Genomic DNA, 21429 nt, shown 5'->3' with positions numbered 1-21429 from the left:
GGGCCCCGGCGGGCCCCTGTTGTACGGGTTGGACCCCAGTGATCAGCGTGTGGGATGCCGGTGGTGCGCGACGTCGTGCACAGCAACGCCTGCGGACGACCGGCGTCACGCCCACGCAACCCCCAGCTCCCGCAGCGCGTCCTGCTGGTCGGCGGTGAGTTTGTCCCGCCTCGATTTGGTGTTCGAAATCCACACACCCAGCTTCACGGTCACCGGCTCCGCCTCGCCGTCGACCACGGTCTCTTCGCCGTGCCCCCTCGGCACCGGCCGGTCGGCGCCCTCCCGCTCCACCCACTGCGCGAGGGCCGCCAGGCCCCGCTGGAACGCCTGCTGCGCCTTGGCGGACCCCTTCGCCGCACCGACCGCCGCCGCTGGGGCGGGAGACGGAGTCTCAGCGGGCTGCACGCCCAGTGCGGCCAGCCGCTCCTGCTGTTCGGTGGACAGCTGCTTCCAGGTGCCCGGCTCCTGCTGCCGCCAACGCCACTTGCCCACGTCATCACCCTCGAACACGACACCCGGGGCGATGTAGGGCAGGACCCCGTCGGCCGCCCCCGCGCCCAGAAGGCCAACTTCTGCGGGCCTTCGCTTCCCATTAGGCCTACTCGTCCCGCGGCAACCGGGCCCACCTGCGTCAACGCGGCATCAAGGCAGTGATTCCCGAGAAGAAGGACCAGGCCTCCAACCGGAAGAAGAAGAAGGGCTCCGGGGGCGGTCGCCCCGTCAGCCACGACGCCGCCCTCTACAAGGAGAGGAACACCGCCGAGCGCCTGATCAACAGGCTCAAGGCCTGGCGAGGCATCGCTACCCGATACGACAAGACCCCGGACAGCTACCTCGCCGGCCTCCACCTACGAGCCTCGATCATCTGGATCGAAGACCTCACCCGGACCACCAATTGATCACGACTCAATATGCGCCCTAGCGGCCCCGCCCCCCGGAACACCGTCAGACAGCAGGTCTGGGCGAAGACCGTCAGACGAGATCCTTGAACGCGTCGTCAGTTTTCGGAACAGTGTTCCTGGCGCAGAAGACTGGCGGCGTCCCGGGGGCTTGGTGAAGCCGCCGGGACGCCGCCGCGGGTCATGCCAGGCCGTGCCGATGAGGTTTATGGTCTCGGCCCGGTGGGGTGGGGTCAGCGGTGGTGGTGGCCGCCGCCGTGGCCCCGGCCCCAGGACTCGTCGTCGATGCGGCGGCCGTTGTCGTTGCGCAGGGTGGCGGTGTCGGAGCGGTTGTCCCACACGTAGTGACTGCGGTCCTGGTAGAGGTGGTGGTGGTTGTCGCGGCCTTCACCGGTGTGGACACGCACGGTTGCGTGGCCGTCCAGGCGGTAGTGGCGGAAGGTGTAGGTGCGGCCGTCCTCATCCGACAGCGTCCAGCCCTGGAGGTTGACGGCGCGCCGGCCGGTGTTGGTGATGTCGACCCATTCCTTGTTCAGGGAGCGGTTGGAGCGGCTGTCGTAGCCCGGCGAGTCGTACTGCACGGCGCTGATTTCGACGTGGGAGCGTCGGGCCTGCTGGTGACTGCTGTCCGCGGTGGCGGGCAGGGCGGTCGCGCCGAGCGCGGCGCCGACAGTGAGTACTGCCGCGGTGATACGGCGGGTGGAGCGAGAAGGCATGGACGTCCCCCAACTGTGAGCCCCCGTTGGCCGGCCCTGACCGGCCACCGAAGACGGTGTTGCGTTCCCGGCGAGTGCCGAGGACCCACAGCTTGGCCGCGCCCCACCCCACACGGCAGGTGTCCCGCTTGATGTTGCTGTATGTGGACATTTCAGTGACTGTCAGATGAGACCCTCATCTATCCGGCGGACGGGCGCGGGCAGTTCGGTGTCCGGTGCATCCACGCCCGGAGAGTGCCGTGAAAGCGGTTTCCAGCTCCCGCCGCGCCTTCACCGCGCTCCCTTCGCGCCCCTGGGCAAAGTTCTCGCGGACTCGTAACAGGGCAGGGGCCCGCGGCTTCGCTCTGCTGTTCCACCACGCGCGGAAGGTTCGATTCCCGACACCGCGCTGGTGGAGGAACAGCTCGTACTCCCGTACCGGAAGTTGACCCGCCGCCCGTGCCTCGGGCCGGTTGCCGCCCGGTGGGTCCACACCACGGTCATGCACGGCGGCCCGGTCGACCAGTCCACGGACGCGGAGATCACCGCCGTCGTCGACCGGGTCGGCGGGGCCTGTGTCACGATCGCGCCGTTCGATCTGCTCTACGACCGGCCGTCGGTCGGCTCGGTCGCGGTGGAGTGCGCGGCGCGGCCCGGCGTGCCGGCCCGCCGTCTGTGGGAGCTGACCACCCGCGTCGACGCCGACGTCACCGGCGGGCGCTTCCCACGGATCCCCGCCGACGGCTACTGCCCCCACGCCTCGCTCGCCTACGGGGCGGGCGGCCCTGAGCGTGCCGACCGCCGCGCGATGAAGGCCTGGCTGTCCGACAACCGGCCAGGCCTCGGTCACCCGTCACGCGCTGCGTTTCCTCGTCGCTGTCTTCTTGGCGGTCTTCTTCGTAGTGGTCTTGGCGGGTGTCTTCTTTGCTGTGCTCTTGGACGTGGCCTTCTTCTTCGGGAGTTCATGGACGGCGGCGTCGTCCTCGCCGCAGGAGGACTTGGCCTTCTTCACGGACGCTTCCAGCGCGGCCATCAGGTCGACGACTTTCCCGGCCGATGCCTCCTGCTCCGGCATCTGGGGAGGGGCGGTTCCTTCCCGCTTGGCTTTGATGACTTCGGCGAGGGCGTCCGTGTAGTGGTCCTCGAACTCGCTGCCTTCCAGGCTGTCGCAGCTCATGTGGTCGATGAGCGCGCGGGCGCCCTCGATCTCATCGTCCGACACGTCCACGGCGCCGGGGGCCAGCTCCTTGGGGGAGCGGATCTCGTCGGGCCTGTGAGCGATCATGAAATTCCCCAGGTGGGGCGGGTTTTGTGAGGTCTCGGGAGATCTTTGACGTGGTGTATTCAGTACATCCTTGACGCTGGCGGCCTGTTGGTGATCTCCTCCTCCCTGTTGTCGATCTTCGGTGGGGGCATGGGGGGATCCGATCGGGCATGGCTGGCTGAGCAGCGGTTCCAGGCGGTGCGCGAGGTGCGGGCAGGCTCGCCGATCACGGAGGTCGCGGTCCGTTACGGAGTTTCGCGGCAGACCGTGCACAACTGGCGGCGCCGCTATGAAGCAGGCGGCATGCCCGGCCTGGACGAGGTCTCGCGCCGCCCGCATCGCAGTCCGCATCGGGTGGCGGCCGAGGTCGAGGCCGAGATATGCGGGCTCCGGCGGGCCCATCCGCGCTGGGGTGCTCGCCGGATCTCCTTCGAGTTGGGAGAGCGCGGTGTGAAGCTGGTGCCCTCGAAGGCCACCGTGCACCGGGTGTTGACACGCAACAGCCTGATCGTTCCTCAAGATCAGAACCACCGCCGCAAGTACCGGCGCTGGCAGCGCGAGGCCCCGATGCACCTGTGGCAGATGGATCTGGTCGGCGGGATCTTCCTGGCCGACGGGCGCGAGTGCAAGATGCTCACCGGTATCGACGACCACTCACGGTTCCTGGTCGTGTCCGCCGCCCCGTCGGGACGGGCGGTCTGTGAAGCGTTCGCCGCGGCGATGCGCCGGTACGGGATCCCGTCCGAAGTGCTCACGGACAACGGAAAGCAGTTCACCGGACGGTTCACCAAGCCGCGGCCGGCCGAGGTCCTCTTCGAACGCATCTGCCGGGAGAACGGCATCACCGCAAGGCTGACGAAGCCCCGTTCACCCACCACGACCGGGAAAATCGAACGGTTCCATGCCACCCTGCGGCGCGAACTCCTCGACGATTCAGGGCCGTTCGCTGATCTTCCCGCCGCCCAGGCGGCCATCGAATCCTGGGTTCACGCCTATAACCACAGGCGGCCCCACCAGGCCCTGAACATGGCCACCCCGGCCAGCCTGTTCCGCCCCATCCGGCGCCAGCCCGGTGATCCCGCGCCCTCGGTCGGTGCTCCGGCCGTGCCCCAGGTCACGCCGACAGCCCCCGCCGAGCCGGCCCCGGCAGCACTACCGGCCGCCAAGGCGGTGCTGCCCTTCAGCCAGAACGCGGTGGAGTTCGACACCGTGATCGCCTCCACCGGTGTCCTCAACGTCCTGCCCCGCATCCAACGCCTGCGCATGGCCCCGAAGTACGCAGGACACCCCGCGCACGTGTGGGCCGACGAGTTCAGCATCCACGTGCAGATCGGCGGCGAACACGTCCGCACTGCCGCGTCCAACCTGACCGCCACCGACTTGGAAGAACTTCGCCTGCGCGGAGCCCACCCGGCGGGACCGCCCCCGGCCGCGACCAGCGCGGCACGCGGCAAGAAGCCCGCCGCCGACGCAGTGGTGGAGCTGACCCGCGCCGTCGACGGCGCCGGCTTCTGCCAACTCGGCGGCCAGGCCCTGAAAGTCGGCACCCCGCTGGCCCGCCGCCAGGTCACGATCCGCCTGGACGGACACCTGGCCCACATCGTCGCCGACGGCGTTCTCGCCAAGACTCTGCCCTCGCCTATCGCTCCCGAGGAACGCACCCGCCTGCGTGGCGCCCGTACCGCCGCCGACCCGCTGCCCGCTCCGGCCCCCGGGCCGATCAGCGTCACGCGCCGCGTTCCCCGCGACGGCGTCGTCATGATCACACGCCAGCGGCTCCGGATCGGCCGCACCCACGCCGGGAAGACCGTGCACGTCATCGTCGAGGACACGCACTTCCGCGTCCTGCTCGACGGCGAGGAACTCTGCCTCCACCCCCGCGACAGCAAGCAGCCCGTCACCCGCTTCCGAGCCTACGCAGCCAGGGACAGCACCAACGGGGCGTCAACGAAGTCCTGAGAACATCACGTCAATGAACTCGTGAGACCTCACATCACACCCCGGCGGCCGGTCGGCTGCCGGGACCCCGCGCCACCTGCCGACAGGTGACGCGGGGTGCTTTGGGTGAATTGGGCGTGCACTTCCGATGACTGGCTGTTCGGTTTTGCGGCCGCGACAGGCGGTAGGTATCCGGTCATTGCCGATGCTTGGCCCAGGCGGCAGCCCGATGTGGCTCTGTCGGTGAGTCGCGGGGTCTGGCACAGATCTTGGGGAGTGGTCACGGCGGGTCAGCATCGTGTTCGGCAGGTCCCCGGATCACCGGCGTCGTTGACTGGGCGGCGACATCCTGGGGCCCAGCGGACCTCGATGTCGCGCACTGCTCCACCAATCTCGCACTGCTGCACGGCCCGGCGTGGGGTCTGCGGTTCGCTGAGGCGTATGAGGAGGCCGGCGGGGTGCTGGCAGCGGCCGCGAGCGAGCGGCTGTACTGGCAGGTTCGGGACGGGCTGGCGTTCTCAGAAGAAGTGCAGTTGGTGGCGCAGCCATGGCGGGAGGCAGGGAGGACAGAACTGACGACGCGAGCCGTGGAGGAGCGGCTGGATGCCTACGTCACCGCCCTGATGGACGCGCTGGGCTGAGCCAAGGCGGGCCGGGGCGCGGGCACGGGCAGCGAGCCGCCGCTGCCCGTGCCCTACCTCGATTCGAACAGCGGCATCACCCGCCGTGACCACTCCCCAAGATCTGTGCCAGACCCGAGTCGCGATGTCGTTTGTCGTTGAGTGCGGATGGCACTGTCGTGTCGGCGAAGGTGGGGCCCGGGCCGGTGGGTTGATCGGTCCGCGATTCTTGATCGCTGCCGAGCCGGCTGATTGGCTGGCCGGCATGACTGAGCTCGGACCCGTTGCCTGGCCCCCTGCCCCGATCAGGACCGAGAGGCTCGTACTCCGTGAGCCCGAGGCCCGGGACCGGGCGGCGTTCATCGAGCTGCTGGCGTCGCCAGAGGTGCACACCTACCTCGGCGGCCCCCGGCCGCGTGACGAGCTTGAGCGCGAGATGCCCGGGGCGCCCGAGCGGTGGCCCGGGAGTTTCGCCGTTGATCTCGACGGGGCGATGATCGGCCAGATCCTGCTCAGGAGAGCACCGGAGCACCATCTCCCGGCTGCCGCCGGGAAGGCCGATCTCGGCTACCTGTTCCTGCCGCGAGCGTGGGGATTCGGATACGCCGCCGAGGCGTGCACGGCCGCACTCGACTGGTTCGACGGCGTCCTTCCCGGCGAGCCGGTGGTCCTCGCCACCCAGACCGCCAACATCGGCTCGATGCGCCTCGCGGCAAAGCTGGGGTTCACCGAGGTGGAGCGGTTCCATGCCTGGGACGCCGAGCAATGGCTCGGCCTGCGATCCCCGGTCACGCCTGAGCTGAGACGCTGTGTCTGAGTCTCGCTTGACACATCGACTAGCACTTCAGTGCCAGGCCATGAGCTTGGAAAGCCTCGGCCGGAAGTAGTTGGTCGCAAGCTGGTGAAGGAACCGGAGGAGGGGCGGCGGACATCTCCTAAGCGATCAAGCTTGAGGAGACTGTGCAGTGCGGATCTACATCAGTGTGGATATGGAAGGCATCACAGGGCTCGTGGACGCTGATGATGTCCAGCCCGGCGGCCGGGACTATGAGCGTGGACGGCTGATGATGGCGGAGGACGTCAACGCCGCCGTTCGTGGCGCCGTCGCGGCCGGTGCCACAGAGATCACCGTCAACGATGCACATGGTCCGATGCGCAACATCGTGCCCGAGTCGCTGCATCCGGCAGCCCGCCTCATCCGTGGCAAGCCCAAGCAGATGCTTATGCTCGAAGGCCTCACCTTCGAGCACGACGCCGTGATCTGCGTCGGCTACCACTCGCGGGCCGGCGAGCTCGGTGTGCTGAGTCACAGCTTCATGGGGCACGAGATCGAGGACATGTGGCTGGACGGCCGGCCCGTGGGCGAGATCGGCCTGGCCCACGCCACCGCGGCCGCCATCGGCGTTCCGGTGGCAGTCCTCACCGGTGACGACTGTGCCTGCGCAGAGATGACGGAATGGGACGCGTCGGTGACGACCGTGGCCGTGAAGTACGCGCGGGACCGATTCGCGGCAGATCTACGGCCAGCGGAAGAAGCACGTGCGGCAATCGAGAAAGCGGTCGCTGTCAGTCTCTCCACAGTGCCGAAGGCGTCAGAGGTCTCTGGGGACCTGTCCGTCCTCACAGTCCGCTGGCAGTCGGCTTCAGTGGCCTCGACGCTCCTGGGAATTCCGGGGGTCACATTGGCAGACACGCGGACCGTCCAGGCGCAGGGCGCCCTGCCCAGCCTCTATCGGCTCTTCGGCGTGTGGACGCGAGTGGCTGCCTCCCTGACCAACCAGCAACCGTATTGCTGACCGCCACGACAACCGCTGGGCGGCTATTGAGTCTCACCCTCGTCGAGGCTCGTTCGGAGCCATGCCCCGGATGTGACTCGGGTGCGGCTCTTCTGCAGTGAGCTGGTGATGCCGTGCGCCGTTGCCGTTCGTGGTCGGACGGCGGATCGTCGTGTCTCAGGACGTGGTCTTGGAGGCGGCGATGGTGTCGTGGTTGGAGGAGCTCGATCGGCGAGAGGCTGCCGCGCGGGTGGAGATCGCCGAACTGCGGGACCAGATTGAGGAGTTGACCAGGCGTCTCGCTGAGCGGGAGGACGTGTTGTCCCGGCTGCAGATCACGCGGGAGACGATGACCGAGATCCTGTCCGGCGACGAGGCGGTCTCGGTCGCCGGGGCGGAAGCGGACGCGGGCGAGGCGGAGATGGAGAAGCACCGGTTGCCGGCGAGATCGCCGGTCGGGGTGCGGCTGGTTCCGCACTGGACGCCCGAGCTGGCCGTGGAGGTGCTGCCGGGTTCGTACCGGGACGTCGTCGAGGTCCTCCAGGACGCGGTGCATCCGATGCGGGCGCACCACCTGTGTGCCGCGCTGGGTCTGTCGACGGACAAGAGCAAGGTGGAAGGTTTCCGGGCGAAGCTGAAACGGCTGGTCGAGCGGGGCTGGTTGGTGGAGGAGGAACCGGGACTGTTCACGCTGTGCCAAGGTCTGGCGGCGGCCGGGGATGCGCCGGAGCAGGCCGGGGCTTCGGCCGTGCGCCGCCGCGCCGATGTGGGGTCGGGCTCTCGTCCCTAGCGTCGAAGGTGCCACCCATTCGTCTGCCCGGAAGCGAGAGCCCGATGACCGCAGGCTATGCGGACGCCGCGTCGGCTGACCCCTTTGACCAAGCCGCTTCTTTCCTCACTTGTCTCATAGATTCCCTCTCCCGTCCCGAAGCTCTGCTCCTGTCCCATGAACGGGTGGAGGAAGACGCCGAGAACGGGGCAAGGGAGCTGGCCCGTCTCCTCCTGCAGGGCCACTTCGACCTGCGCGCCCGCCGGGAGGAGGCCGAACTGGCGGCCCTCGACGCGGGCGGGCGGGCCGCACTCGCCGCGGGCCGGACCCGGCTGGAGAAGGAGCACCGGCGCCAACTGGTGACCGTGGTCGGGCCGGTGACCGTCACCCGGTGCGCGCTGCGGGACTGCCCAATTGCTATCCGGCCGACCAGGTGCTGGGGCTGCCGCGCGAGCGGCACAGCCTGGGACTTCGGCGTCTGGTCGTGCTGGAAGCGGTCCGCGGCTCCTACGATCACGCCCTGGAGGCGATCGAACGCCGTTGCGGGGCGCGGGCCGTGGGCAAACGCCAGGCCGAACAGCTCGTGCGCGCAGCCGCGGTGGACATCGCGGCTTTCTATGCCGCCCGCACCCCTGACCCGGCAGCGAGCACGACGCTGCTGGTGCTCAGTGTCGACGGCAAGGGGATCGTGATGCGCCCGGGGCATCTGCGGGAGGCGACGCGGAAGGCGGCGGAACGGGCGACGCGCACGTTCCGGACCCGTCTGTCCACCGGAGAGAAGACCTGCCGCAAGCGGATGGCCACGCTGGCTGTCGTCCACGACGCAGATCCGGCTGTGCGCCGGCCGCACGACATCATTGCCCCGCCCGGCGGCCGCACCACCCGCCGCGCTCCGCGCAAGGGGCCCAAGGCCCGCGCGAAATGGCTAACCGCCTCGGTTCAACACGGCGCGGACCAGGTCATTGCCGCCGCGTTCGACGAGGCACAAGCCCGTGACCCGCAGCACCACCGGTGCTGGGTGGTCCTGGTCGACGGCGCTGAGTATCAGCTCGAGTTGATCCATGTGGAGGCCGCCCGACGGGGCGTCACCATCCATGTCGTTCTCGACGTCGTCCACGTGATCGAGAAGTTGTGGGCGGCCTCGCGGTGTTTCCACACCGCCACCGATCCGGACGCCGAGACATGGGTCGGGGCCAAGGCCGCCCGGATCCTGGCCGGCGACGCCCTCGGCGCCGTCAGCAGCATCCGTGCACAAGCCGACCGGCTGGGCCTGTCCGCAGACCAGCGGGCCGCAGCGAACAGGGCCTGCCGCTACCTGGAGAACAACGCCGCCTATCTCCACTACGACAAGGCACTCGCGGCCGGATGGCCAATCGCCAGCGGCATCGTCGAAGGCGCCGCACGTCATCTGGTGGCCGACCAACTCGATATCACCGGCAGCAGGTGGACCGTCCCCGGAGCCGAAGCCGTCCTGACCCTCCGGGCCCTCATCAGCAACGGCGACTTCCCGCAGTACTGGATCTTCCACACCCGCAGAGAGCGCGAACGCCTCTACCCCCGGCCCGACCAGCACAACTACGAACTCCTGGCCTGACCGACGGGCTCACTCCAGAAGAGCCGCACCCATGTGACTCTCATCACCTGATACGCTCCCGCCCGGCACTCAAAGCGACACCGAGCACCCTGCGAACAGCGGCACGGGCTGACGGTTCCGCCCGCCGCCAAAGAGACGTGACCTGCGAGGGACACGGAGTTCGCGGCGACAACCGCCCGTGATCTGCAGCCAGATCACACCGGCGTCCCGCATCACGTGCAGCAGCTGCCGCTTGCCGGTCAGGTCCAGACCCTCGAACCGCTTCTCCCCGAGATAGCACATCTCGCAGTCGAAGTCACAGCCGAGGTTGATCTCGTATGTGGCGCGGCTGAACTCGTAGGGGCCCGCCTCGCGCAGCAGCACCGCGGCTGCGGCCGACGTGCCGCTCAGGTTGATGCTCCATTGCTGTCGGGCAGCGTTCCTTAGCCATACGGGCACTTGCTGATCGTCAGCGGCGGCGGCCTGCAGCTCGGCAAACCTGGCCGCGGACAGTTGAACGGCCTTCGGACTTCCGGGCCGCAGGACCAGGTGCCGGTCGCGGTACGGAGTGGCAACAAGCTCGTGCATGGTGCTTTCCCTTCGCCTTGACGAGGCAGTGGGCGGGCCCGCACCCTCCCAGTCATGGGCCCACCAGGGTGGTCGGAGCCTCCTCTCCGCAGAGCGGCCCGACCGGGTCAGGCGGGAAGGCGCTGAGCTCCCGCCTGATGGTTCGGTGGCTTCAGAAGCAGGTCATCCGTGGTGCCCTCCGATGGTGTCGGATCTCTGGGTGGTCCCGGCGGCCGGTCGGCTGCCGGGGCCCCGCGTCACCTGCCGACAGGTGACGCGGGGGTGCTTGTGGGGTGCGGTGGCCACGAGCCGCCGCACCGTGGTCTACGGGGACGAGGCCTGCCGGGGGCTGTCTTCGAAGCGTCGACGCCAAATTTCCGGCTGCTCGCTCTCCGCCGTCGTCGGCATGAGATCGGGCCGGGTCCATACCTCGTTGAACACGTGGAGCCCTACGTCGCCGATGAGCTGCGTCACGGCGTCGGTGCTTCGTTTAAGGACCGGTTTGATCTTCTTCGGTACAGGGGAGCTGGCGAGTTTGCGCCACAGCTCGGAGGCGTCCGGGGATGTCTCGTCGGTCGTCACCGGCGCACCGAAGATCTCGGTCGTGATCTGCCGGTCTGCCCAGTAGGCGTGCCCTTCGAGCAGGAAGCTGTAGGCCCGGTCTGCGACTCCGCGCCGCATCGGGAAAAAGGTCTCTTGGTCGTCCCACAGCTTGCCGTTGGCCGCGTACTGCGCCAGATGCGTCATCTCGTGGGCCAACAGCTTGTGCAGGAGGGGCCCGTTGCCGAGTACACCCGCGTGCCGGAGTGCTTCAGGCACGATGACCAGCTCGGGATGGCCGGCGACGAGGTCGACGGCCTCGCCGAGCATCATCGGCCAGAACGCGAACCGCGTGGAGAGTATGACCTTGCGCTTGCCTCGGGCTTTCACGCTGCCCCAGGGGAAGATACTGAGCTGTTCGACTTCGTCGCGGAGCCGCTGCAGTGAGCGCTTTTTATGCGCCTTCTTCCAGTCGTCGACCGCCATGAGGCGGATGACTGCGCGATGGGGCAGCCGTAACCCCGTGACTGTCTCGACCAGGGGACCGGTCACCTCGGCAATGGCCGACAGACGGTTCCCGAGGTCGCCGAATTCGGGGCCGGCGTCCTGGAGTACAAGGTGGTACATGGGCTCGACAGCTCCAAGATGGTGGAGGAACGCGGGATGGTCAGGGCGCACCGTCGGTGTCCTTGATCGCGGGCGGTAGACGGGCGACGCCTCCGTATACGTCCGTCGGCTGCGGGTTGGTGCCCGGTTCGGGGCGCCACAGGGGGCAGGAGACGAGGCCCGGCTCCATCAGGTAGAGCCCCTGGTAAAAGGCTTCGATCTGCTGAGGGCTGCGCAGTACGTACGGGACGGCGCCGGTGTCGTCGTAGCCCTGCTGGGCCTTTTTGAGGTCGGCGTCGGTGTCGGTGCCGTCGTAGTGCACGAAGTAGCTGCCCGACGGCAGGGCTGCCAGGAGGCGGCGCACGATCGACCTGGCCTCGTCGTAGTCCTGGATGTGGCCCAGGATGCCCATCAGCATCAGCGCGACGGGCTTGTCGAAGTCGAGGATCTTGCGCGCCGCCTCGATGATCTTCTCGGGCTCGTGCAGATCCGCGGCAACGTAGTCGGTGACGCCCTCAGACCCGCCCCTGAGCAGGGCGGCAGCATGGCTCAGGACGAGCGGGTCATTGTCCACATACACGATCCGCGACCGTGGTGCCACGCGCTGGGCGACCTGATGAGTGTTGTCCTCCGCAGGCAGGCCGGTGCCGATGTCCAGGAACTGACGGACACCCAGCTCACTCGCGACGAACGCCACCGCGCGGACCAGAAAAGCGCGGGAGGCGCGGGCCATCGTCTCGATGTTCGGCGCGATCTCGCGGTAAGCGTCGCCCGCCACCCGGTCGACCTCGTAGTTGTCCTTCCCGCCCAGCCAGTAGTTCCAGATACGGGCCGAGTGCGGCACCGTCGAGTCGATCCCGTGCGGGGGGCTCGGAGAACCCAGGTTTTCAGGCACGGTCGAACCCCCGCCGCAGCTCTACGTCCGTGACCTCGTCTGCCGCCGCGGCGCATTCGATCTCACCGGCGTGCAAGTAGTGGCCTGCCACATCGGATCCGAATGCCGCGCGCACGATGGGACTATCGACGAAGGGGGTCAGTGCCTCGTCGAGGCTGCTGGGTATCCGCCTGTGCGGGGCGAGTGTTTCGTAGGCGTCGCCTGTGCAGGGCGAAGGCAGCTTCGGCTTGTTGCGGATGCCATAGATGATGGAGGCGATCGTCGCGGCCAGAGCGAGATAGGGGTTGGCGTCGGCGCCCGCGAGCCGTGATTCCAGGTGCGTGTTCGCATGGTGGCCGGCGACTCGGATGGCGCAGCTGCGGTTGTCCCGCCCCCACAGGAAACTCGTGGGGGCAAACGAGTGCGGGGTGAAGCGCCTGTACGAGTTGCGGGTGGGCGCGTACAGCGGGGCCATGAACGGCAGCCCGCAGAGCAGTCCGGCAATGGAGTGCTGCATCAGCTCGGACAGCTCACCGTGCCGCCGTGCGGCAAACACCGGCTGCTCGTCGCGCCACAGGGACACGTGGAGGTGCATGCCGCTGCCCACACCGGTCTGCGGGGCGGCCATGAACGTGGGGGCGAGGCCGTGCTGCTCGGCGAGCGGACGGACGGCGTGTTTGTGGAAGGCGTAGGTGTCGCAGGCCCGCACCGGGTCGCCGTACGGCCACGTCACCTCGACCTGCCCGGCTGCCCCTTCCGTTTTGATGGCCTCGACCGGGCAGTCGGCCACGGTCATGGCCCGTTGAAGGTCGTTGAAGAACGCGCTCAGCACCGGCGGATGGTCGAGCGCATAGTCGAGGTTGTAGGGGGACACCGGCGTCAGCTCCCGGTATCCGCTGCGGCGGGCCTGCGCCGGGGTGCCCTGGTAGAGCATGAACTCGCTCTCCACGCCGACTTTCGCCGTCAGTCCGAGGTCGGCGAGCTGCTGGAGCTGATCGCTGAGAATCTGCCGCGGTGCGACCTCGACAGGCCGCCCGTCGGGGTGGAAGGCGTCGCCGAGCGCGAGGACGGTGCCCGGCAGGTAGCTCAGGCGGCGAAGGGTGCTCATGTCAGGTGTGACGCGCAGGTCGCTGAATCCCTCATGCCAGCCCGTGAGGGGGTATCCCCGCTGCGGATTCATGTCCACGTCCGTGGCCAGGACGTACTTGCACATCTCCAGCCCGAACCCCTGCTGGGCCAAGAAGTGCGCGGCGTTGACGATTTTGCCCTTCAGCGCGCCCCGCATGTCGGGGACGCCGACCAGTACCGAGTGGATCTCGCCGTCCTGTACGAGCTTGCTGAGAGCAGGTGGCGTCAGGCGGGGCGGGGGCGTCATGGTCTCCTCGCTCATCACACCACTCCCTCGGACATTGCGATCGTCTCGGCTTCAGTGCCGAGCGTCGGGATCTTGTAGGAGCGCCGGCCCTTGGTGATCCACATGAGCCATGCGAGGAGCAGGACGGCTGCCAGGGTGATAAGGGCGTAGTTGAACGTCACCACGGTGACCGGTGACGCCTGCGGCAGGCAGACAACGACGGTCAGGACGCACACGTAGCCGACGGATATCCAGCCCAGCGGCTTGCTCCAGCGGCCGAGGCTCCACGGCCCGGGCACGAACCTGTCGGAGTGCCGCCGCCGCAGGTAGACCGGGATCACGTACGCGGGTGTGATCCCGACGACGTTGATGGCGGTGACCGCTGCGTACGCGGTCGGTGAGTACAGGCTGGGCAGCGCCAGGACCAGCGCGATGCCCACGCACAGCCACACCGCGGGAACGGGGGTGTTACGGCTGCTGACGCGCCGCCAGGTCGCGGAGAACGGCAGCGCCCCGTCCCGTGAGAACGCGTACGCCATGCGGGACGCGGCGGCCGTCTCGGCGTTCCCACACAGCACCTGCGCCACGATGATGACCAGCAGGAGTACCTTCGCCACGCCCGTGCCCAGGACATCGATGAAGATCTGCGCCGGAGGGAAGCCGGTGCTGGTGGCCAGGGTGCCCGCGTAGTCCACGATGCCGGACGACAGTCCGGCCAGCAGAACGGCCCCGGCCACCAGCGACCAGGCGACGGCGCGGACCATGCCCAGCGGCGCCGCGATCTGTGCCTGCTTGGTCTCCTCCGACAGGTGGGAGGAGGCGTCGTAACCACAGAACGTGTACATGGCCGGCAGACAGCCCAGAGCGACCACGTACACGAGACTGTCGAAGCCCGTGCCGTTGTTGAAGTGCGTGAACACAAAGTCCGCGTTCTGCCGCTCGCCAGGAGCGAAGAAGAGCAGTCCGACGATCCCCGCCACGCCGAAGAGCTGCCACCACACCGAGATCGAGTTGAGCACGTTGACCAGGCTTATCTTGAATGAGTTGAGCGTGCCGTGCAGCAGCAGAATGCCGACGAATATCAGCATCGTCGTCTCGGGCGTGGGCACCAGGCCCCACTGGAGGTTCGCGAACGCCCCGACGACCAGGGCGCACCCGTAGTCGATACCGCAGATCGCTCCGACGAGGCCCAGCAGGTTGAGCCAGCCCGTCACCCATGACCAGGCCTGGCCGCGCTCACCGCCGAGCCGGTAGGCCATGTAGTAGAGGCCGCCGGAGGTGGGGTACGCGGAGGTGACCTCGGCCAGGCACAGGGCGAGGATCAGCGTCATGAAGCCGATGCCGAACCAACCGCCCATGATGACGGCGGGTCCACCGGCGTTCAGGCCGAAGCCGTACATCGTCGTTCCGCCGGCCAGGATGCAGATCACGGAGAAGCTGATCGCAAAGTTGCCGAAGGCGCCCATGCGGCGGGTCAGCTCGGGCTTGTATCCGTGTTGGCGCAGCGTTTCGTCGTCGTCCAACACGCCGTTAGTTGATCGTCTGTGCAACATCGGATACCTCGCGAGAGAAGGAAGGGGTGAGCGGGTGCGGTGCCGCGGCAGCGTTGTCAGGGAGCGCGCGGGGCGGGGGGCTGGTCGGCTGGCGTAAGGCGCGTGGTAAATGCAAGGGGGGTCCTTTGACCGGATCGAAGGGGGACACGACGGCTGGTGTGGTGGGGGCCTCGGATGGTCATCGGCGGCGGCCTCCGGTGCTCAGCGCGGGACGCCGGGACTTGAGGAACTCCTCCTGCCACCACGCCGGCTCCTGAGCGACGTGGGCCCACGGTGCGGTGGTCGCGTGCGGGCCGATCGCCTCGAACACTGCGGTCGCATGGCCCACGCCGGTGGCTACGAGTGCGTGCGCGAGGTAGTTGAGATCGAGCAGCGAGCGAGTGTCGAGTTGCCCGTCCGCAGGCCGGGTCTGCTCGAACCAGTCGTACAAGGCCCGACGCGCGTAGTGGGCTTTGTCCTCGGTGACCCAGTACGCGAGCACGCTGGTGGTCTGCCTCGTGGCCCACCGCTTGCGGTACTGCTCGACGTAGGCGTACTGCGGCAACACCTTCAGCGGCGAGCCGCCGGGAACGATGGACGCCACGTACTGCGCGTAGGTGATCCCCTCCATGCCACGGGCGTGAATGACGGCGAGCATCCGGTGGAACGCCTCACGGTTGTGCGGATCCCGCTGGTGCACCTCCTCCAGCAGCCTCCAGGGCCCCGGCGGCAGCAAGTCCCTGCGCGCCAGCCAGTTCACCCTGCTGTGCGGAGCCGCCTGGTCGGTGTCGACCTGCGCGAGAGCCAGACGGCACAGGTGCGGTACCGGATCGTGCGGCCACCACTGCGCGGCGATACCGCACGCGTGCCGGGCCCTGAGGATGGCCTGTATGAGTTCCTGCTGCGGCACTCCGCGGTGATGGGCGACGATCACGCGTTCGGCCAGCACACGGGCCCGCATCATCGACGCGTTCCAGTTGTCCGGCTCCTCCTCGCACCACGCCTCGATCGCCTGGGTGTCGACTGCGCCGCGGCCCAGGGCCTGGCTGCGGCTGCACCGCAGCTCCCAGGTGTCTGTCGCGTCGAGCAGCGTCTTCGTTTCGAGCCACCGGCCCAGCCGCAGATCCTCCAAGGCGCGGCGCAAGTCCTCGTCCCGGCCGGCCGGGTGAGGAATCGTCAAGGTCATGTCACTTCTGGACATCGGTGCACCCCCGCATCGAACGGGCTGGGCGGGTCGCGGGAGCGCACTGGCCTGGTGCGCGTAAGGGGAGCATGGGGGTCAAATCCTCAAGGCAGGGGGTGAGGGCCGCCGGGCCACAGCCCGGCAGTGTCTATGGGGGGCAGGTCAGCTGAGGGGTGCTGTGACGTCGAGCGGCAACACGTCCGCGCGGAGCCTGCGCGCATACTCGGCGTGCGGTCCAAGGCCCAGGGCGTGACGGCGGTCGTCGAGCTGTCTGGGTTCCCTGACGCGGTAGAGGACCAGGGAGCCGTTGTGCGTCGGGATGTACAGCGTCCCGAACCGCTGCGGCTCACCACGGTTGAGGCACAGGCGGTCAGCCAGCAGGGCGTAGTGCTCGGGGTCGGCGTCCTGTTCGCGTACCGCCTTCTCCAGCAGGCCGAACGCACGGGCCTGCAACGCGCCATCCCCGCAGTACGTGGCGATCTGCCAGGCGGCCCGTGAGCCCCGCGCGCCCACGAGCCGGTAGCCCGGCCATCCGTGCTCTTCCAGCACCGTCCGCAGAAGCGCTACCTCCTTGGCGAATATGTCGGCGATGACGCGCGCCGCGGCGCCCGTTTTGGGCATGCTCGACTCGGCCTCCGCCGCACGCCACATGCAGCGCAAGAGATCCGTACCGAGGTCCGGGCGGGAGGGCTGAGGTTGCTTGGTCATGGAGGGTCGAATCCTCAAGGGCCGGGAGGTGAGGGCCGCCGACCCGCAGCCAGACGTGGACCTGTTCCTGTGGGGGAGCCAGGGCTGATGGCTGCGGGCCGGCGGCGTTTAGGGGGTACCGTCGAGCGGCGGCAGGACGAGGGAGCACCAGGTCGTCGTGCCGTTGTTCTTGACGCCCCAGTCGTCAGCGACGGCTTGGACGATGGCGAGGCCGCGGCCGCCCTCGTCCAAGTCGGTTGCAGTGCGTGGTATGGGAAACTCGTGCGAGCCGTCCCGAACTTCCAACTGCATGCGACCGTCGTCGAAGAGCATGCGCACACGGACATCGCCGCGGCCATGTCTGAATGCGTTGGTGACCAACTCCGAAACAAGGAGCTCAGCAGCCGCAACGAGATGCGGCGGCCAGCGGTCCAGCCCAGCCCGTACGGTACGACGCATTTCTCGCGGCCAGGCCGCGTCCGCAGGATCGACGGTGCCGTTTCCGGAACCGTTACTGCGAGCGAAAGCCACGTCAAAACCTTTACGCGGAATAAGCTCAAAGGAGGCGCTGGGGGGCGTCCGCGCGATGGTCGCAGTCGGTGTCATGCGGTTTTCTCCATGCGTCCTCAGTTGGCGATCAGCATCTGTGTCATCGGAGTGCTGGCTACGGAGCTCCTACGCTTTCAATTCCGGCAGTTGCCGTCACGGGCAACCGTGACCAAGTTTTCTGGACACGCACCGGCGCACTGACCAGGAACAATCTCTCTTTTGGACGACCGGTTGGGCTGCATCTCCCCGGTATCCCGGGTCACACCTGCCTAGTCGAGCAATGACACAGCTACCTTGAGTCCACGACACCTCTCAGGGAGCACGCCCATGAACGCCCCGTCGAAGCCCGGTTCCAAGGCAGACCGGGAAGCTCTCCGGCAGGACATGGCCAACGCAGGATGCGCACTGGCGGATGTCGCCGTCGAGATGCGCACCCGCTTCAAGATGCGTCCCAGGGAAGCTTGGCGACATGCCCACGGCTGGACACTCCAGGAGACAGCAGACCGCATAACCCAAGCCAGTGTCAGACGCCTAGGCGAGTCCGTCGCCGCCGACGCCTCTCTCCTGGGCAAGTGGGAGAAATGGCCAGGCCCTTCATCGCGTCGTCCCAGCCTCCCGGTCCTGTTTTCCATGGCCGAGGCCCTCTCATGCCGCGTGGAGGACCTGCTGGACTTGGAGGACCGACGTGCGCTTCCCGAGGCAGACCTGCATCTGCTCGCCCGTCACCCGTCGGCCGCCGAACCATCAAGCACGCCAACCACGTCGCCGCCCATCAATCCCGTGCCTAAACCGGTCGGCTTCAACCTCGTGCGTCTCGCCGCCGACGAGTCCGCAACCTGGGCGCAATGGGCGGAGGCCTCAAACGTCGGCGATATCGCCCTGGAACAACTGATGGCTGAGACTCGGTCGCTCGCATCGGACTACCTCACGTCAGACCCCGTCGCGCTCTTCGTCCGAACCCGAGCACTACGCGACCGTGTCTTCGCTCTCCTCGAAGGCCATCAGTACCCCCGTCAGTCGACCGACCTGTACGTCGCGGCCGGCTATCTGTGTGGGCTCCTGACGTGGATGTCCTCCGACTTGGGACAGCTGCGCGATGCAGACACCCAGGGCCGGACGGCATGGCTGTGCGCCGAGCTGGCCCGGCACAACAATCTACGTGCCTGGGTGCTTTCAACTCGCTCCAAGGTGGCGTTCTGGGATGGACGCCTTCGAGAGGCAATCAACTTCGCCCGGCACGGCGCCTCGTACCACACAACGGGCACGGTTGCAGTACTCCTCGCCTGCCAGGAAGCCGATGCCTGGTCCGAACTAGGTGCTCATGACGAGGCCTCGGCGGCGCTCGCCCATGCCGAAGACGCGCGTGTCGCAATGAGTGGCGAAGACGAAATCGGGGGCATTTTCGCCTGTCAGCCCGCGCGGCAGGAGAATTACGCGGCGGCCGTCCAACTGCGTATCGGTCGCTCCGCCGATGCCTTGGGAGCCGCAGACAACGCCCTCGCGCTCCTGGCTGTTCAGCCGGTCAGGGCCTACGGTACCGAGGCGCAGATCCACATCAGCCAGGCCGCGGCCCATCTCGCCACCGGCGAAACGGAGGGCGCCCTCGAAGCCCTCGCACCCGTACTCGCGCTTCCGCCTGACCACCGTCTGGAGCCCGTCACCCGCCGCCTCAGCGACCTGCGCGCCGGCATCGGCCGCCCCTACGTCAGCGGCACCACGGCCGTTGGGCTGCGGCAAGCCATCGAAGAGTTCTGCGTGGACTCCGCTCCGCGGCATCTCGCACTCTCGCCAGGGGAGGGCTCGGCCTGATTTGATCCCTGGCTATGACGACGCAACCCGAGACCATGCGGAACCACTGGTGGTGGCGGCCCGGCTGGAGTGTCGGCCGCCGCTTCTACACGTGGCATCTGACGTTCGAGAGCCAGGACGATGTGCACCGGCTCGCCGCCGAGTACCGGTCCGCGCTCGCACCTCTCGGAGACATCCTCACCCCGATCCCCGACCGGTGGCTGCATCTGACCATGCAGGGCATCGGCTTCGTAGGTGAAACCAAAGAGCAGGACATCCACGCCATCGTGGATGCAGCCCACGCGCGGCTGGCCACCATCCCAGCGTTCGATCTCCAGATCGGGCCTGAAGTGCTGGACCCGGAGGCAGTGCTCCTGCAGGTCCACCCTGACGGCCCCGTCCGAGCCGTCCGGAACGCTATCCGGGATGCCATCGGGGACGTCCTCGATGAGGTCCCGGAAGAGGCTGAGGGCTTCACCCCGCACATCTCCGTGGCCTACAGCGCCGGAAACGGGACCGCAGAGCCGATCGCGCAAGTCCTAGCCGACCGCAACCTCACTCCGGCGCAGGCTCGCATCTCCAGCGCAGAGCTCATCGTGATCCACCGGGACAACCAGATGTACGAGTGGGAGTCCTTCGCAAAGGTCCCCCTCGGCTGAGGGTTCCTCTGCCAAGCCGGGTCTTGCGCCCAGCGGCCGTGAGGCCCCCGTGGCGTGACGCGTGGCGTCAGCCGGCCCGGAAATATCCGGCTTCGCGGGTGCGGCGCACTGTTGGAACAGCTTCGGGTTACTCAGCCCTGCCAGGGACTCGCGAAGTTCGGCGTCGGCGTAGACCAGGACGCTCTTGAGCTGGTTGATGGCCTGAGTTTTGGACTTGATCGCGGATCCCTTCGCCAGCTTGAAGAGACGCAGCATCTCCACCGGTCCATCGCTAGTCTTCGCCGCGGCGGTGGCACGACCGGACAACACGGCACGGGCAGCTGCTTCGGCATCGATGGCGTCGGTCTTGCCGTGGCGCCGTCGGGCGGCCTTGTCGGGCTGATTCCGGATCGAACTTCCGTCGCTTCTCCGCCATGACCCCCCACTTCCTCTGCAGTCACGGTCTTCGCGCTACGAGGGGAGGGACAGCACCGTCTCTACCGTCCGGGGATCCGCGCCCGCGTTGCGGCTCCTGGGATCAATGCACAGTGCAGAAGCAGAAGGAGCCGAAGCACATCTTGCAACGGGGCTTGCCTTTGCATCGACAAGACTGGCCGCAGTCGACCCCCTCCGTGTGCTGCTTGACGGCCTCGGTATCGGCCTCGTCGTATTCCTTGCGGCAAGTGGAGCAGTTCGTCATGGCATCCGAGTGTGCCAGGAACTAGGCGAGCGTGTCCGGCTCCTGGTCCTCGACGATCGGTGTGCTAGGGAGCGTATTTGGTTGTGATCAAGGGGTGGCTCGTGTGAGGTCCTTGATCCAGATCATCGAGGCGCGAAGGTGGAGGCCGGCGAGGTAGCTTCCCGGGGTCTTGTCGTAGCGGGTTGCGATTCCCCGCCATGCCTTCATTCTGTTGATCGCGCGTTCGACGGTGTTCCGTTCCTTGTAGAGCCCGGTGTCGTGGCTGAGGGGCCTGCCGCCCCTGCTGCCCTTCTTCTTCCGGTTGGCGGTCTGGTCCTTCTTCTCCGGGATCACCGCCTTGATGCGGCGTTTACGCAGGTACGCGCGGTTACCGCGGGACGAGTAAGCCTTATCTCCGGCGACCGAGTCGGGCCGGGTGCGGGGACGGCCGACAGGCCCGCGCACCCGTACCTTTTCCAGGACGGGGATGAACTGCGGGCTGTCTGCGGCCTGGCCCGCGGTCAGGAGGAGGGCCAGGGGGCGGCACTTCCGATCGGCGGCGAGGTGGACCTTGCTGGTCTGCCCGCCCCTGGACCGGCCGAGCAGGGCAGCCTTCAGCCGGAGTCTGCGCCGGTGCCGGACGCGTCGCCGTTCCTCCTGCTCGGGGTCGTTTCCGGGGGCTTGCCTGTCTTGTTCCTGCGGGCTGCCCCCTTTTGACGGGCTTTCTCCTCCTCAGCCGTGGCCTTCTCCAGGGCGAGCATGGTGTCCTCGTCGAGGTGCATTCCGGCGGCGTCGTGGTGGGCCCGGGCGGTGGTGGAGTCCACGCTGCCGAGTAGCCGAGGGGAATCTCACCCCTCGGCTCTCACAGAACGGAGCGTGACAATCTCTCGTCACTCCGC

The 21429-nt window shown here is 67.8% G+C and carries 17 protein-coding genes and 4 pseudogenes; 9 read left to right on the top strand and 12 right to left on the bottom strand.

All coding sequences use genetic code 11. The features are described 5' to 3' along the window. Positions 1–105: 105 nt before the first annotated feature. Positions 106–546: pseudogene (locus AB0D14_RS38465) on the bottom strand (helicase associated domain-containing protein); the annotation flags it as partial. Positions 547–596: 50 nt separating this feature from the next. On the opposite strand from AB0D14_RS38465, the pseudogene AB0D14_RS38460 reads away from it, so the two are divergent. Next, positions 597–899, top strand: a pseudogene (locus tag AB0D14_RS38460) (transposase); the annotation flags it as partial. 233 nt (positions 900–1132) lie between these two features. On the opposite strand, the gene AB0D14_RS38455 reads toward AB0D14_RS38460, so the two are convergent. Next, on the bottom strand, positions 1133–1615 hold the full coding sequence (locus AB0D14_RS38455; protein ID WP_362788121.1) for a lamin tail domain-containing protein: 483 nt from the start codon (positions 1613–1615) through the stop codon (positions 1133–1135). 832 nt (positions 1616–2447) lie between these two features. Further along, complete coding sequence (locus AB0D14_RS38450; protein ID WP_362788118.1) at positions 2448–2879, bottom strand: hypothetical protein; 432 nt, start codon at positions 2877–2879, stop codon at positions 2448–2450. A 129-nt stretch (positions 2880–3008) separates the two neighbouring features. Here AB0D14_RS38450 and AB0D14_RS38445 point away from each other — a divergent pair, with 129 nt between their 5' ends. The 6 genes and pseudogenes from AB0D14_RS38445 (at position 3009) to AB0D14_RS38420 (ending at position 9554) form a co-directional block, all read left to right on the top strand. Continuing rightward, the gene (locus AB0D14_RS38445; RefSeq protein WP_362788115.1) at positions 3009–4817 is read left to right on the top strand and encodes an IS481 family transposase; all 1809 of its coding nucleotides are present in this window, start codon (positions 3009–3011) and stop codon (positions 4815–4817) included. Positions 4818–5110: 293 nt separating this feature from the next. Beyond that, a pseudogene (locus AB0D14_RS38440) lies at positions 5111–5437 on the top strand (aminoglycoside phosphotransferase family protein); the annotation flags it as partial. Positions 5438–5681: 244 nt separating this feature from the next. After that, a complete protein-coding gene (locus AB0D14_RS38435) occupies positions 5682–6233 on the top strand; it encodes a GNAT family N-acetyltransferase (protein ID WP_362788113.1) in 552 nt (183 codons plus the stop codon). A gap of 148 nt (positions 6234–6381) precedes the next feature. Next, positions 6382–7212: a M55 family metallopeptidase gene (locus tag AB0D14_RS38430; RefSeq protein ID WP_362788110.1), complete on the top strand. Its 831-nt coding sequence runs from the start codon at positions 6382–6384 to the stop codon at positions 7210–7212. 193 nt (positions 7213–7405) lie between these two features. Then, on the top strand, positions 7406–7981 hold the full coding sequence (locus AB0D14_RS38425; protein ID WP_362788107.1) for a hypothetical protein: 576 nt from the start codon (positions 7406–7408) through the stop codon (positions 7979–7981). Between the two features lie 370 nt (positions 7982–8351). Beyond that, complete coding sequence (locus AB0D14_RS38420; protein WP_362788104.1) at positions 8352–9554, top strand: ISKra4 family transposase; 1203 nt, start codon at positions 8352–8354, stop codon at positions 9552–9554. A 69-nt stretch (positions 9555–9623) separates the two neighbouring features. On the opposite strand, the gene AB0D14_RS38415 is transcribed toward AB0D14_RS38420, so the two are convergent. The 8 genes from AB0D14_RS38415 to AB0D14_RS38380 all read right to left on the bottom strand — a co-directional run bounded on the left by AB0D14_RS38415 (position 9624) and on the right by AB0D14_RS38380 (position 17482). Next, positions 9624–10121: a hypothetical protein gene (locus AB0D14_RS38415; protein WP_362788101.1), complete on the bottom strand. Its 498-nt coding sequence runs from the start codon at positions 10119–10121 to the stop codon at positions 9624–9626. Positions 10122–10424: 303 nt separating this feature from the next. After that, positions 10425–11126, bottom strand: a complete 702-nt coding sequence (locus tag AB0D14_RS38410; protein ID WP_362788098.1) for a hypothetical protein — start codon at positions 11124–11126, stop codon at positions 10425–10427. A 181-nt stretch (positions 11127–11307) separates the two neighbouring features. After that, a complete protein-coding gene (locus tag AB0D14_RS38405; RefSeq protein WP_362788096.1) occupies positions 11308–12141 on the bottom strand; it encodes an SAM-dependent methyltransferase in 834 nt (277 codons plus the stop codon). Then, positions 12134–13510: a glutamine synthetase family protein gene (locus tag AB0D14_RS38400; protein WP_362788093.1), complete on the bottom strand. Its 1377-nt coding sequence runs from the start codon at positions 13508–13510 to the stop codon at positions 12134–12136. The genes AB0D14_RS38405 and AB0D14_RS38400 overlap by 8 nt, the downstream gene beginning before the upstream one ends. Continuing rightward, the gene (locus AB0D14_RS38395; RefSeq protein WP_362788090.1) at positions 13510–15027 is read right to left on the bottom strand and encodes an amino acid permease; all 1518 of its coding nucleotides are present in this window, start codon (positions 15025–15027) and stop codon (positions 13510–13512) included. The genes AB0D14_RS38400 and AB0D14_RS38395 overlap by 1 nt, the downstream gene beginning before the upstream one ends. Before the next feature lie 178 nt (positions 15028–15205). Beyond that, positions 15206–16207, bottom strand: a complete 1002-nt coding sequence (locus tag AB0D14_RS38390) for a hypothetical protein (RefSeq protein ID WP_362788087.1) — start codon at positions 16205–16207, stop codon at positions 15206–15208. A 144-nt stretch (positions 16208–16351) separates the two neighbouring features. Then, positions 16352–16897 carry a DUF6624 domain-containing protein gene (locus tag AB0D14_RS38385; protein ID WP_362788083.1) on the bottom strand — a complete coding sequence of 182 codons (546 nt, stop codon included), beginning with the start codon at positions 16895–16897 and terminating at the stop codon, positions 16352–16354. Between the two features lie 108 nt (positions 16898–17005). Continuing rightward, entirely contained in the window at positions 17006–17482 is a 477-nt protein-coding gene (locus AB0D14_RS38380) for an ATP-binding protein (protein ID WP_362788081.1), read from the bottom strand. A gap of 270 nt (positions 17483–17752) precedes the next feature. On the opposite strand from AB0D14_RS38380, the gene AB0D14_RS38375 reads away from it, so the two are divergent. Then, a complete protein-coding gene (locus tag AB0D14_RS38375) occupies positions 17753–19234 on the top strand; it encodes a helix-turn-helix transcriptional regulator (RefSeq protein ID WP_362788079.1) in 1482 nt (493 codons plus the stop codon). 14 nt (positions 19235–19248) lie between these two features. Continuing rightward, entirely contained in the window at positions 19249–19872 is a 624-nt protein-coding gene (locus AB0D14_RS38370) for a 2'-5' RNA ligase family protein (RefSeq protein WP_362788076.1), read from the top strand. Positions 19873–20638: 766 nt separating this feature from the next. Here AB0D14_RS38370 and AB0D14_RS38365 read toward each other — a convergent pair. After that, positions 20639–21363 (bottom strand): annotated as a pseudogene (locus AB0D14_RS38365) (IS5 family transposase); the annotation flags it as partial. Positions 21364–21429: the final 66 nt, after the last annotated feature.

Origin of the sequence: Streptomyces sp. NPDC048484 (genome assembly GCF_040651415.1) — a bacterium.
Classification (GTDB): domain Bacteria; phylum Actinomycetota; class Actinomycetes; order Streptomycetales; family Streptomycetaceae; genus Streptomyces.
Note: the sequence above shows the minus strand (reverse complement) of the source record. Positions and strands in the feature narration are given on the sequence as shown.